This is a genomic window from Hydrogenophaga sp., from assembly GCF_018780385.1.
Taxonomy (GTDB): domain Bacteria; phylum Pseudomonadota; class Gammaproteobacteria; order Burkholderiales; family Burkholderiaceae_C; genus Hydrogenophaga.
The window spans coordinates 11,580-24,859 of the sequence record NZ_JADMJO010000057.1; the positions used below are offsets into that span (position 1 = coordinate 11,580).

At 61.7% G+C, this 13,280-nt stretch carries 13 protein-coding genes; 2 read left to right on the forward strand and 11 right to left on the reverse strand.

What is annotated here, in order from left to right:
• Positions 1-102: 102 nt before the first annotated feature.
• From IV113_RS17760 to IV113_RS17770, 3 genes are read right to left on the reverse strand one after another with little or no spacing between them, the layout of a single operon-like run.
• Positions 103-2,295, reverse strand: a complete 2,193-nt coding sequence (locus IV113_RS17760) for a copper-translocating P-type ATPase (RefSeq protein WP_291087642.1) — start codon at positions 2,293-2,295, stop codon at positions 103-105.
• A 47-nt stretch (positions 2,296-2,342) separates the two neighbouring features.
• Positions 2,343-2,630: a heavy metal-associated domain-containing protein gene (locus IV113_RS17765; protein ID WP_056278500.1), complete on the reverse strand. Its 288-nt coding sequence runs from the start codon at positions 2,628-2,630 to the stop codon at positions 2,343-2,345.
• Between the two features lie 11 nt (positions 2,631-2,641).
• The gene (locus IV113_RS17770; protein WP_069047374.1) at positions 2,642-3,127 is read right to left on the reverse strand and encodes a hypothetical protein; all 486 of its coding nucleotides are present in this window, start codon (positions 3,125-3,127) and stop codon (positions 2,642-2,644) included.
• A 718-nt stretch (positions 3,128-3,845) separates the two neighbouring features.
• Here IV113_RS17770 and IV113_RS17775 point away from each other — a divergent pair.
• Positions 3,846-4,706: a hypothetical protein gene (locus IV113_RS17775; protein WP_363318639.1), complete on the forward strand. Its 861-nt coding sequence runs from the start codon at positions 3,846-3,848 to the stop codon at positions 4,704-4,706.
• 387 nt (positions 4,707-5,093) lie between these two features.
• On the opposite strand, the gene IV113_RS17780 is transcribed toward IV113_RS17775, so the two are convergent.
• The gene (locus tag IV113_RS17780) at positions 5,094-6,620 is read right to left on the reverse strand and encodes a Fic family protein (RefSeq protein WP_291087647.1); all 1,527 of its coding nucleotides are present in this window, start codon (positions 6,618-6,620) and stop codon (positions 5,094-5,096) included.
• A 296-nt stretch (positions 6,621-6,916) separates the two neighbouring features.
• Here IV113_RS17780 and IV113_RS17785 point away from each other — a divergent pair, with 296 nt between their 5' ends.
• Positions 6,917-7,303, forward strand: coding sequence for an HU family DNA-binding protein (locus tag IV113_RS17785; RefSeq protein WP_291087649.1), 387 nt, complete (start codon positions 6,917-6,919; stop codon positions 7,301-7,303).
• A 108-nt stretch (positions 7,304-7,411) separates the two neighbouring features.
• On the opposite strand, the gene IV113_RS17790 is transcribed toward IV113_RS17785, so the two are convergent.
• The 7 genes from IV113_RS17790 to IV113_RS17820 all read right to left on the reverse strand — a co-directional run bounded on the left by IV113_RS17790 (position 7,412) and on the right by IV113_RS17820 (position 13,055).
• Positions 7,412-8,314: a hypothetical protein gene (locus IV113_RS17790; protein ID WP_069047377.1), complete on the reverse strand. Its 903-nt coding sequence runs from the start codon at positions 8,312-8,314 to the stop codon at positions 7,412-7,414.
• Positions 8,307-9,401, reverse strand: a complete 1,095-nt coding sequence (locus IV113_RS17795) for a hypothetical protein (protein WP_291087652.1) — start codon at positions 9,399-9,401, stop codon at positions 8,307-8,309. Before IV113_RS17795 ends, IV113_RS17790 begins: the two co-directional genes overlap by 8 nt.
• Positions 9,402-9,588: 187 nt before the next feature.
• A complete protein-coding gene (locus IV113_RS17800) occupies positions 9,589-10,170 on the reverse strand; it encodes an RES family NAD+ phosphorylase (protein ID WP_291087654.1) in 582 nt (193 codons plus the stop codon).
• Between the two features lie 12 nt (positions 10,171-10,182).
• Positions 10,183-10,653: a hypothetical protein gene (locus IV113_RS17805; RefSeq protein ID WP_291087657.1), complete on the reverse strand. Its 471-nt coding sequence runs from the start codon at positions 10,651-10,653 to the stop codon at positions 10,183-10,185.
• Positions 10,654-10,677: 24 nt separating this feature from the next.
• On the reverse strand, positions 10,678-11,034 hold the full coding sequence (locus tag IV113_RS17810) for a hypothetical protein (protein ID WP_291087714.1): 357 nt from the start codon (positions 11,032-11,034) through the stop codon (positions 10,678-10,680).
• Between the two features lie 298 nt (positions 11,035-11,332).
• Complete coding sequence (locus tag IV113_RS17815) at positions 11,333-11,785, reverse strand: hypothetical protein (protein ID WP_291087659.1); 453 nt, start codon at positions 11,783-11,785, stop codon at positions 11,333-11,335.
• 157 nt (positions 11,786-11,942) lie between these two features.
• The gene (locus tag IV113_RS17820) at positions 11,943-13,055 is read right to left on the reverse strand and encodes a tyrosine-type recombinase/integrase (protein WP_291087662.1); all 1,113 of its coding nucleotides are present in this window, start codon (positions 13,053-13,055) and stop codon (positions 11,943-11,945) included.
• Positions 13,056-13,280: the final 225 nt, after the last annotated feature.

The following is a 13,280-nucleotide window of genomic DNA, read 5'->3' on the forward strand; positions in this document are numbered from 1 at the left end:
AGATGGCGAGCTATGGACGAACTGCGCATCATCTTTTCTCAATCAGGGGATGAGGATCCTGTTGCCCCTGGAGGCAGCGAGAACCCCGTAGTTTGTTACTCGTCACGCTCCCTGGATCGCAGCGGCCCGTAGGCGCAGGGCATTGCCGATCACCGAGGCCGAGCTCAGGCTCATGGCCAAGGCAGCGATCATGGGCGAGAGCAGCCAGCCGGTGAAGGGATACAGCAAGCCGGCGGCCAGCGGAATGCCCAGCGCGTTGTAGACGAAGGCGAACGCCAGGTTCTGCTTCATATTGGCCACCGTGGCCACCGAGAGCGCGCGGGCCGTGGCGATGCCGCGCAGGTCGCCTTTGACCAAGGTGAGTTGCGCGCTGTTCATGGCCACGTCGGTTCCGGTGCCCATGGCAATGCCCACATCGGCGCGGGCCAGGGCCGGCGCGTCGTTGATGCCGTCGCCCGCCATCGCGACCACGCGGCCCTCCAGCTGCAGCTTTTCCACCAGTTTGAGTTTGTCCGCCGGCTTCACTTCCCCATGCACCTCGTCAATGCCCAGGCGCTGGGCCACCGAGCGCGCAGTGGTCAGGCCGTCGCCCGTGGCCATGACGACGCGAATGTGAGCGTGGCGCAGCGATGCGAGTGCAGCGGCTGTGGTGATTTTGATCGGATCGGACACAGCCAGCAAACCGGCCAGGGTCTTGTCGGCCGCGAGGTACATGACGCTGGCGCCCCGCGCTCGCAGCGCTTCGGCCTCCGTTGCCAGCGGTGAAGTGTCCACACCGATTTGCTGCATCAGCGCCGTGTTGCCCAGCGCCAGCACCTGCCCGTCCACCCGGCCGCGCACCCCGATGCCGGACTCGGAGTCGAACTGCTCGGGCTTGTCCAGCGCAAGCCCCTGTTCCTTCGCCGAAGCCACGATGGCGGCGGCCAGCGGATGTTCGCTCCCTTGGTCCAGGCTGGCGGCCAAGCGCAAGACCTCGTCCTCGGCAAAACTCCCGAAGCCGATGGCGCGCTCGAACCTTGGTCGCCCTTCGGTCAGGGTGCCAGTCTTATCGACGATCAGCGTGTCGACCTTGCGAAGGTTCTCGATGGCCGCAGCGTCGCGGAACAACACGCCATGGGTAGCACCTCTCCCGGTGGCCACCATGATGGACATGGGCGTGGCCAGCCCCAGCGCACAGGGGCAGGCGATGATGAGCACCGCCACCGCGTTGATGAGCCCATGCACCCAGCTCGGCTCGGGCCCGAAGAAGCCCCAGCCCAAAAAGGTGAGCAGCGCCGCCGCAACAACGCCCATCACAAAGTACCCCGCCACCTGGTCGGCCATGCGCTGCATGGGCGCACGCGAGCGCTGCGCCATGGCGACCATCTGCACGATCTGCGAAAGCACGGTGGCCGAACCCACATGCCCGGACTTCATCACCAGCGCACCGCTGGTGTTGAGCGTGGCACCGATCAGCTGGTCGCCCACCCGCTTGGTCACCGGCAGCGGTTCGCCGGTGAGCATCGATTCGTCCACCGCGCTACTGCCTTCGACCACCGTGCCGTCGGTGGGCACCTTCTCCCCGGGGCGCACGCGCAGCAGATCGCCTACATGCACATGGGCCAGCGGCACGTCTTCCTCCTGCCCGTCGGGCTGGATGCGCCGCGCGGTCTTGGGCGCCAGCCCCAGCAGCGAGCGAATGGCCGCCGAGGTTTGCGCACGCGCCTTGAGTTCCAGCAGCTGGCCCAGCAAGGTGAGCGAGATGATCACCGCCGCCGCCTCGAAGTACACCGACACGCGCCCCATCGAAACGAACGAATCGGGAAACACTTGGGGCGCCACCGTGGCCACCACGCTGTAGACAAACGCCGAACCCGTGCCCAGGCTGATGAGGGTCCACATGTTGGGGCTGCGGTTCAGCACCGACTGTGCGCCCCGCACAAAAAACGGCCAGCCGGCCCACAGCACGATGGGCACGGTGAGCACGAGTTCGATCCAGCTCTGGGTCGCCATCTCGAACCAGCCGAAGCTGTGGCCGAACATCGCCAACACGGCCACCACCACCGTGAGCGGCAGGGTCCACCAGAAGCGGCGCTGGAAATCCAGCAGTTCGGGGTTCTCGGCCTCGTCCAGCGCCAGCATGACCGGCTCCAGCGACATACCGCATTTTGGACAGTTGCCCGGGTGGTCCTGGCGGATCTCCGGGTGCATCGGACAAGTGTAGACCGTGCCCTCCAGCGGAGATGTCACAGGTAGAGAGGCCCGCGCACCCGGGCCTCCAGCGTGACGGTGTTCGTGATGACGATGTGACTCCATGGCATGGCTCCAATCTTCAGGCTGGCTTTGCCAAGCCCGTGGTGGGGTCAACTGCAGCAGCAACCGCCCTTGGGCGCAGCTGGCGGTGGCGGACTGTCGGTTGCCTGACCCGACGGGGCGCCATTTGTGACCACCTCGCTTTCGTAGCGCCTTGCCGCCAATGCAGAAATCAGCTGCGATGGCGCCACGTTCGCCTCAGCTGTGACCCTCACACGGCCAGCTCGCAGATCCACTGCGACGTCTTGCACACCGTCGATTGGAGCCAGGGCCGTCGTGACGCGCTGGACGCAGGCACCGCAGGTCATGCCCTGCACATCGAGATCGATGATGTTCATCGTGATCTCCTTCACTTGCCGGCGGGCGGCATGGTTCCATCCGGCATGCGCTGCATCATCATTTCCATCATGGTCTGCATCAGGTCCATGCGCATCTCCATCATCTGATGGTGCTTGGACATGTCCATGGGCATGTCCTTCATGCCCGCCATTCCCGGCATGCCCGCCTTGCCGTGCATGCTGCCCATCCCCTTCATGTCCTTCATGCCTTTCATCATGGCCATGCCTTCGTGCATGGTTTTCATGTGCTCGGCCATCAAGGCCTGGCGCTCTGCTGGCGTCTTGGCATTCATCATCTTGTCGCGCATGGCCTGCATGTCTTTCATGTGGTCGTGCATGGCTGACGGCGCCCCAGACGGTGCCACAGCTGCTAGATGCGCAGCGTGTTGATCTGCATTGGCCGCCGACATGGGACCCGCTGCCGGGGCGTTGGGGTTCGCGCAAGCGGTCAGCAAGACGGCGGTCGAAAGCGTGAGGAGGGTGTGGATGGTTTTCATGATGGTGTTCTTGAAGGAATGGGGGAGCCGCCGCAGGCGGCAACAAAGGGGATGCCAGACAGGAGATGGGACGCCATCTGGGTGACCCAGACAGCAAGAGCGCTCTTCGCAATGGGCTGCGAAGCGGTCTACAAGGTCAAACGATGGGGTCGCGCAGCGATGGGCGAAGCCATGTGCGGGGGTCTGGTGGCGTGTACCCGCAGCTGAACTGCGGTGGGTGTGGCCATGGTTGGCGCCCCAGTCCGCGAAAGCACGCCCACCCAACCCGAACTGCCGTCGGCGAGGGGCTGATCGACCTTGGTGATGGCCAGCGGTGCTTCATCACAGAACCTCAAGCATCCCGCATCAACAGGGTCGCTTTGTGCGCGGTGATGGCCTTGTGCAACCGATTCATGGTGTGGTGACACCGTTGAAGAATCGTGACCGCCGTGGTCAGGCTCGCTCAAGAGGCAGGCATTGGCCACCCCGGCGCCCAATGCAAACAGCCACACCGCCAGGATGATCCTGGTGGCATGGCGCAGCGAGCGGCGGTGAATGTGCATCTTGGTCAGACGAACTGTGGAAACAATTCAAGGCTAAACATGTGGGCTCAAGCCGTCTTGATGCAAATCAAGAAAGCTGGCCGGAAGACGGTCCCCGACCAATAAAGTGTGCGGCGGCGCAGCACGATGGTCGGTTCGCCACCGAACAGACTGGAAGGCTGGCACTGGCCACACCGGTGCAGTACTGGCTGGACGCGCGCCTCTACCGCGCGGGCTGGAATGCCGTGCGAGCAGGTGCCGGCAACATGGACCTGTTGGTGGCCCAGGGTACCAGCGCCGGATACGGCCTGAGCGTCTATCTGCTGTTCAAGCACGCGGAGCACGGCACGCCGCACCCGTACTTCGAAGCCGCAGCGGTGATCGTCACACTGGTTCTGCTGGGCAAATGGCTCAAGTCGCGCGCCAAGCGCCATACCACCGCCGTCATCGCGGCGCTCAACACCCTCAAGCCCAAGGTGGCACGCGCACGTATGCCTTATGGCAACGTGGATATTGCGATTTCGCAGGTAAAGATCGGGGGCATCGTGGTGGTGCGCCCGGGAGAGCGTATTCCGGTCGACGGTGTAGTCACCATCGGCTCCAGCCGGGTGGACGAATCGCTGATCACAGGCGAGAGTCTGCCGGTGGCCAAGCACGCGGGCGACAAGGTCACCGGCGGCGCCGTCAATGCCCGGGTACTGCTGCGGGTGGAAACCACTGCGGTGGGCGCGGAGTCCACGCTCTCGCGCATCGTTCGTATGGTCGAGTCGGCGCAGGCCGAGAAAGCGCCGCTACAGCGTAGCGTTGACCGCGTGAGTGCCGTCCTTGTTCCGGTGGTGCTGTTGATCGCGTGTCCGCGTGCCGTGGGCCGTGGACCTTGCGACGTCCACAGGCAGCATGGCCGGCACCGGGGTGGCCGTTCGCCAAGGCATACTGATCAAGGATGCCGAAACTCTGGAGGTCGCGCACAGTGTCGACACCGTCGCGATCGACAAGGCGAGCACGTTCACCGAAGGCAAGTCGACGTTGGTCACGGCGCTGGCAGCGCCCGATCATGAAGATAGTCTACTGTCCTGGAGCGCCGCTATCCAGGCCGGCAGTGAGCACCCGCTGGCGCGCGCCATATGAACGCCGCCGAAGAAGCTAGTCTAGTGTTGCTCTCCTCTACCAAAGTAAGCGACGTTCCCTGGCGCGGCATGTCGGCCGAGGTGCAGGGTCGTGCATAGGCTCAGCATGCTGGGTAGATAACCAGAAAACGCACACCAGGGCCGTGACCTTACCGTGCCGACCAAGAGGTCATACGGCAAATTCCTTGGTTCGGACGGGCCAAGCCCGGAAGCACGAGCGGTGGCAGAAACGTTCATTCCAAAACCAACCACTTGAAAAAACGTCTTTGACTGCGGAAATTCGTCTACCAACGCCCGTATCCACGGAAAAACATCTACTCAGACGCGGGCGTCGATGTATGCCGCAAAGTGCTCGCCTACGACGGACTCCACCCTGGCAAGTTGCTCATCGGTCAGGCCTTCCGCCAGTTTGCGCTTGCGTTTGGACAGCGTGCCGTTGCCCTGAACGATGACATCGATGAGGGTATTCAGCTGGGACTGGCGCATGTCCAGCCAGGCTTCCAAGTCCTTGACCGTGTTGTCGTGAGCGCGCAGGTAGATCACCTCGGACAGCAGATCCTCTTCAACGCACAGCTTGCAGCATTCCAGGATGAATTCGCACAGGTCGGTTGCGTCGAAGTAAGCGTACAGCCACTGCGGCTGTGGTGACTTGACCAGGATCGTTGCGCTATCGCCGTCCAGCATGTATTCCAGCAGATCCGTGCGTGGGCGTGAATAGCTCTTCAACAGCTTCGAGTAGCGCTCAAGCTGGCTCAGCATGCGGGCCGACAAAGGCAGCACGACGCCCCCGGGGGTGAAACCGGCCTGGCGAAGCACGTGGTGGAGCAAGAACCGGTGCAGTCGCCCGTTGCCGTCAAAGAAGGGGTGCACAAACACCAGACCGAACGAGGCGCAAGTGGCCGCGACAACAGGATCGAGCTCGCCGTTGGACGCGGCTGTTGCCAGTGCGGCAACGTCATCCATCATGGGGTCGACCAGTGCGACGGGCGGTGGAATGAAGTCTGCGATGTTGCGCATACGCCCTGGACGGGACAACCAGTTCTGCTTGGGGCGGTACTGGTACTCCGCTGCGTGGTCGCTGACGATCTGGTTCTGCCAGGCACACAGTTGCTCTTCCGTGAGTGGGCCGGGTTCGCCGGCGGATTCCAGCAGCTTGCGAAACCGGCCCGCGCGATGGCTGTCGGGGATTTCGTTTTCGATGTTGTAGGTCGAGCGAGTCTCGGACAGGTAGAGGTAGTCCACCGCGCGGGCCAGCATCTCGGGTTCGATGCTGCTCATGGCGGTTTTCACCTTCTCAGCAAGTCCCTCCTCCAGCAAGGCTGTAAGCCGAGGCGTTCGACGAACGAGCGGGCTGTACGCGCGACCACCAAGCACGTTGTTGATGATGCCGAACTTGGCGTCCAGCACCTTGGGCCCGCAAACATGGTGCACCGGGTCGAGCAAGAAAATTCGCGGGTTGCCGGCGGGCATGTCGTAGTCCAACTTGTGCTCAGAGAGCCATTCCACGAGGTGGCCAGCCATTCGAGAGTAACGCGAGCTGGGCATGGCATGCAGCCATTCCTGTACGCCGTCACGAGCCTCTTGATGTTCAAAGAGCGCCCCCAGCACCGTCAGGTTCAAGTGCTCTCGCTTGAGCGCAAAGGTGAGTTGGCCCGTATATGCCTCGGGATCGCTCAGGCGCCTCAAAGGCAACTCGATGCGCTCACTGCCGTCTGGGGTGAAGGTATGCCTTTCCAGCGTCTGCTCGGTCGCCACAAAAATCCGCTGCAGAGGCGGCACGCGCAAACCGAAACGTCGGATTAACGACTCGTAACCCAAGTACAGGCGAGGAGTGGGATGCGGCATGGGTTTTGTGTGTTGGAGCGACCAGCAGGACGTTGCAATCGCCAGAACATCTTTGAAACTGGAAAAACATCTACATGTTATCAATCGTTCGGCAAAACGTCTACAGCCGCCGACCAACGTTCCACTGAGAGGCCGCACTTGTGGCGCTCAACAGACCGGCTGCGGTGTCGAGACCAGCACATGGATTGAGCAACTCATGCCATGCGAGAAAAAGGCGCCTCTCCTGCCGCCATAAACTCCACGTACTGCGCGAATGGCGCAGCGTCCTATTTACCCAACCGTGGAGTCACAAAAGAATGGCCACTGCAAAGAAGGCAGCCCCCAAGGCAGCCGCGAAGAAGACCGTCACCAAACAGGTGAGCGTGCTCAAGCCGATCAAGGAAACTTTCAACAAGACCACGCTGGTCGCCCACCTGGTGCAAGCCTCCGGTGCCGAGCCCAAAACGGTCAAGGCCGTGCTCGGCTCACTGGAGGCGGCCATCCTCGCGTCTTTGTCCAAGAAGGGCGCGGGCGAGTTCACTTGGCCAGGCGTCTTCAAAGTCGCTGCCACCCAAGTGCCTGCCAAGAAGGCCCGCAAGGGAATTGACCCATTCACCAAGGTCGAGCGCATGTTTGCCGCCAAGCCCGCATCGGTCAAGGTCAAGGCTCGCTTCTTCAAGAAGGTCAAGGACGCCGCTCTGTAATCGGCGCTGATCTCGTGCAAAGGGGGCTATCGTGCCCTCTTTCTCTTTTCGAGCAGTCTGCGGCCAGCCTCGCCGTGTCCCAAGCTTCGTTTGCGGGCCGTCGCGGACTCAGCCCTTTTCAATTTCCGCCTGGACCAGCTGTACATACATATCCACCAGAGCACTGGCCTGAAGTTGCAACTGCAGGCGTTCGTCGACGTTGTCGGGCTTGTGAAATCGGCCGTAGGCGACCGAACCCTTCATGAAATGGCCCTCCGTGTCACCGCGGGCGCAGAAGCTGCGTCGAAGGCAGTCCAACGCGCTCTCCAGCGCAGCACGGTGGGCACCCTGTTTGAACTGCGCCGCGAACGCGCGAGCGCCCTCCTCCAAGTCGCTGCCGTACTGCAAAACGTGGATGAGATCCCCCACGTCCTTGTTCGCGCCGCGCTGGTCGAACGCGATGGCCTTGAGCACAACAAATGCCAGCTGGTTGGCGTAGTGAATGCGCTCCACGGCAACGCCCTTGCCGTCCAGCAGTTGCGCTTTCACCTCTTTCGTTTCATAGAGGGTTTGCGCAATCGACATGTGAGGGATGGCCATCGCCGAAATCGATTCCGCACCCAGCGAGCGAAGCCGCGCGGGTTCGTCGCCAGTCGCATCGCACAGAAACTCCACGCGCACCGGCACGCCCCGCTCTGTCTTGGCCTCCCACTGCCATGAGGACACACCGCCCTGCTCCCTTTTCATCTTCGAAAACCCACGTTCTTTGAGGCGGGTCGAGATGGGGGTGTAGTCCTCGCCGGCGGCGATCACGGCGAGGTCGATCACCAGATCAAGGTCAGAGGTGCCCGCGTGCGCTGGCACCTCGGGCGGGCTCTCCGGGGTGAGATACCTGGGCACCAGTCCACCGACCAAGCGTACCGTGTCCTTCAGGCTGCCCATGCACCCGAGTACGGTGACCAGCGCCTGTTCACAAGCCTCGGTGACTTCAAGTGAATAGCCCGACGCGCTTTCTGGCTTGGAGTCAGACATCGCGTGCACCTCCAGCGAGAAGTTGCTTCTTCACTTGGCCTGCCAGTTCCCCGCTGCGCCCGCCTGCGTTTGCCAGTTCCAAGTATTGGACAACCGGGCTGGCAAACCATCCCGGTCGATCAGCCAGGTGGAGGCGATGCTGCAGAGCGAAATCTTCGCACTCGTGGAGAGTGACGTTAAAGCCTCTGTCGGCGCGCTTGAGTCCCAGCTGCTCGGCAACAGCCGAGGTCGCCCCTAGCGGCACGATCAAGTCATAGCCGCTGACGGCGGTGAGAAGTTGCGCAATGCTGTTCGCAGCGTACTGTCCAGTGAAGGCCCAGTCATTGTGATGTCCTTCTCCCATACGTTTGGCCAGCATCTCCCCAAGGGAGGCCGGGTTCTGGGTGAAGGCGAACCAGCGGGGCTTGCTGACCTTTCTGCTCCCCCAGTCCTTTGCCCATGTGTCCAGAAGGACCTCTGGATCCGTTAGCTGGCGGCGCACACTGCGCCCGTTTCCTTCGCTCTGGACCATGCCGCGCTTCTCCAACTCGCGCATGAGCACAGAGACCGTATTTGGGCTGGCACCTGACGCCTGCGCGAGGTCGGAGCCTGTGCGCCAGGCGTCCCAGTGCAGCAGCAGGGCGTGCAGCACTTTTTCGCGCTCGGGCGTAAAAAGAGAGCCTACGTCCCGCCAACTGGGCTTCAGGGGGGGGCGGTCGATGAGCAGTTGGCGCGCGCCCAACCGAATGGAGAGGCTGCCGCTGCCGTCGAAGTAGCCGATACCGGCGGACTCCAGCGATTTTCGGGCCCCTTCGCTGAGCGATTCCGCCCAGACCATGACCTGGTTGATGCGCGGGTCAGCGCCAGCGAAGTCAGCGAGTTGCCTTCGCGCCACCTCGATATCCCGCGGAAAGGCGTGTCGCTTGAATTCAACCAGGACATGGTTCTGCTCGCCGTCGATGGTGATCGCCAGACCAAGGTCACCGCGGCGCCCGTCGCGCAGCCTGGGTTCGTGCTCGACCTCCATGCTCTGAACCGGGAATCGTTCACTGAGTGCTGTGCGGAAGTGATCGAGGAGCTTTTCGGTGGCGTGGCGTTCCTGAAGCATGGAGCGACCTCCGTGATGATGTGCTGTACAGCGTATTTATGCGTTCAGAGATATGATACGCTGAAAATGCTCAATACGCTGTACAGCTTATGAATAGCGCCGTAAGCCAGAACGTGAGGAGGAAGCGTTCAAACGCGACTGCTGCCATGCCTCATGCGGGGAGCCGCCTACAACCGCCCAACAATGATCAACTCGCGTCTAACGGCACACCCGAATTCCATAATGCGATCTCCAACACCTGCAGCAGCCGATTGGTCCTTGGTTTAACGAGTCGTTGCGAGCCTCGCTTGCTCAGTAGTCCGATGCCGGAATGGAACAGCGCAACACAGAAGTGCTGGGGATGTTGCGCTGACGCGTAGACCACGCCATCCAGCGCCATCGCTCTGCACTCGACGGCCAGCTCCTGTGTTTGCGTTATTCGTAGCGACTGCAGCACGGGGTAGGGCTCGGCAAGGCCGCGCAGGTCGGCCAAACGCAATGAGCCTGTTGTCACGAACTCAACCAGGCATCTGCGGCGCAGATCAGAAAGGGCTCTGCTCACAGTTTCACGCCTGAGCAACGATTCGTAAAGCGCTGTCTCGGGGCTATCTGCCGAGTAGGCAACAGGCTCGTTTGACAAACAAAATCGACCTTGCATCAAGCCGACGGGGGGCATGGACAAACCATTCATTCGCAGACTACTGGCTCGGGGCCGGATCAGCTGGACGCGGTGCAGTACGCAGGGGGATGGGAGTTCTACAACGGGTGGGTTCAGGTCTTTGAATTTCATGTGCAGGCAAGCTCAATGCCCTTCTGCTGTTGCCAGATCAACGATGCGACGGCCAGGCACGCCCTGCTCCAGGGCGATGCGTGGCGCCAGTCCGTCAAGTGCGTCGTGCGGCGTTTCCAAAAACGACAGCATTTGCCAACCATCGGCGGTGCCCAAGGCTTCAGACAGCGCCTGAATCACCGGGAAGACGTAGGGCTCAAACTGCCATTTCGGAATCTTGAAGCCACGACGCAAATGCGTCACGCCGATGCAGCGGCCACTCTTGATCCAAGCGTTGATCGTCACGCGGGTCGTCCCGCTTAGCTCCGCCGCTTCTTCAGTCGTGATCATGTCCGAGGCAATGATTCGTTGGCGCCGGTACTCGGCACCACGGCGCAACAACACAGTCGTCTGCGCCTCACTGGCGTAGGGGTCGACCGTACTGGAGCGATGTGGGTTGAGAGAGTCAAGGGCAACAGAAAAAGGAGAAGTCAATGTGTTCATGGCGGTCGTGTCTTGAACACCCGTTCAGGGTGCATTGCGCATATCGGGCTTGCTGCTGCCGAAGAACCCAGGCTGCTTGACCTGGCGTTGATGCGAGGCCTGAGAGAGCGGCCGATCGCACGCAGTTGCTCTCGCAATCACAGGTGCACTGCCCTTGGGTGGAATGAGCGCGTTCCACACATCGTCAAGCCACCTACTACAGGTGCGCTGCGCAATCTCGCTGGTGGCACGCACCGCCAGGAACACCTTCATGATGGCTAGGGCGATTTTTGAGGGCTCAAACGATACGACGGCCCCATTGCGGCGAATGATTTGGTAACAGGCAAAGACGCTGGACCTCGCAGGGTGGCCAGATTTCGTGGGTTCGTCCCAAGTCAGCATGTGTGCTCTCCGGTTCACGAGCTGCCTCGTTGCAGCGCGTAAAGGCATTCTCGATCACTTCGATTTGTACGTCAAGTTCGTAAAGTTCGTTAATCTCATCGGCCTATGTGTGCAGCTCGACGACGGTGTGCCAACCACTCCTAGACGCTCGCGATTACAGATTCGGCTATCCGGCACGGGCGGCACGGGCCCAGGATAAACTGGCAATTTAGGAGCCACGGGTGCCCAACTAGCATTAACACAACGCAGTTGGCTATCGCGGGAATTGATCACTCTCGATCTTTTGCGGACACCACGCTCAAGATTGACGTGAAGTACTGGCAACCCCTGAGGCGTACCAATCGAGGAAGCGACGCTGAACACGCTCATGGGTGTTCGCGTCGTTCGCGCGAGGTTCGAAAGGTGCGTAAATATGAACGTACAGTGTGTGCTGACGGGCGTACGACTCACCACCACGAAGATGGTTACGCCGGACATCGCGCCACTCCAGCGCCTGTGGACTTGCAATGAGAGTGCGCACCCATGCCGGATCGACAACCCGACCCACCCAAGAATAGAGGGTGGTCAGTTCGCCTGCGTCCATGCTGCGCAATTCGATGATGAGACGCTCGGTGGCGAGCATGTGGATACCGACGTCGATACGGTGCACGAGACCGACCTCGGGCGTGCATTTGGATATGCGTTTATGCGAGCATTCGGTGGTGAATTTTGGTTCAACGCAATGGGATGGTTTGGTCGCTACGGTTGTCATTTCGTGATCTCCTTTCATCCAAGCTCTCACGAAATCTCTCCACGTCAAGTCCACAAGATCCTCTTTTTGCAGATCCTCTCGCTCAGATGTCGATGACCAAAATGAGATGGACATCGACTCACACTGCACTGCCGCAGGCCCCCTGCCGCCGAGGACCTCAGCCCAGCGGAAGGACCAGGCTCACTGGCTGGTTCTCATCGCTCCAGCGCCGGTCGTAGGCGGTGGTTGTCGTGATGCAGGCGTGCCCCAGGAAGTGCCGCACTTCGTTGAGATCGGCGCGCTCACGCAAAGCGAGCGTGGCGGCTGTGACCCGCAGCGCATGCGCAGAAAACCGCTCCCCCACCACTCCGATCTGCGCCAAGTAGGGCTGCACAATGCGCTGGGCCACAGCGCCCGCAGTGAGTCCAGAAGACTTGAGTGGTGTGTCGGGCTGCCCCTGACGCCGCGACTGATTAGAAGCGTTGGTCTGTAGATTTTGAGGACTCTTCGGCCTGCGCTCGAACGACGCGGTGTACGGCCCAATTTCCAGGGGCGCGCTGGTGCGTCGCCCGGTGCTGCCGCTGTCATTCAATAGTCCACCGTCTTCCTCGATAGGACGACCTTGAGGATTGACATCGCACCCGGCACCGGAGTGACGGCGGACAGCCTTCATCCGAACGAACAGGCGCTCATCGCTTTGAGGCTGTGCGCCCCTCATCGCCAGGTAGCGCTGCACCCTCTCGCGCATGAGGGGTGCAGCGGCAATGAACCGCGTCTTGCCACCCTTACCCAACACTCGCAGGTGCGACACACCCGCGCGCTGACAATCAAAATCCCGCACCCTGAGGGCCACCACCTCGGCGCGGCGCAGACCGCCCAGCAGCATGACGGCCAGGATAGCGCGGTCTCTGAGGCCCTTGAGCGTGTTCGCATCGGGCGCCTCCAGCAGGGCCTGGGCTTGCTCCAGTGAGAGCGCCGGGGTCCTGCCCTCGTGACTCTCCAGGCGTGGCCTGCGCACGCCGCGTGCCGGGTTCGTGGGGATGAGCTGCTCATCGACCAGATGCTCCAGCAGCGAGGACAGGGCCGCGAGCTTGCGCCGCTGCGTGCTCGGCGACAGGCCTTGGGCCTGCAGGTGGTGGCGCCAGGCCAGCACATGGGAGCGCGCGACCTGCAGCAACTCGGACGGGGTTTGCAACCCCGAGAACGCCGCAAAGTCCCGGACGTCGGCGGCGTAAGCGCGCCGGGTGCAGGTGCTGGCGAAGTTGGCCAGCCACTGGGTCTCGATGGTCATGAGACCCAGTTGTGCGAAGCGTGTGGCGCCTGCGGCAAGCTCGGGCCAGCACGGGGGCCTGTGGATGTGAGAGGCAATGGAATCGGAGGTGTGTTCGTGAGAGTGCATTGACGGTGGGTGTCTCCCCTTCCCTGCACGCTGCAGAAAAATCTGGGGGTCCCTGTATCGATAACATGTGTTTTCGAAACGTCAAGGCCCGAGCCAAAGCTTCGCTGCAGTTCTCAA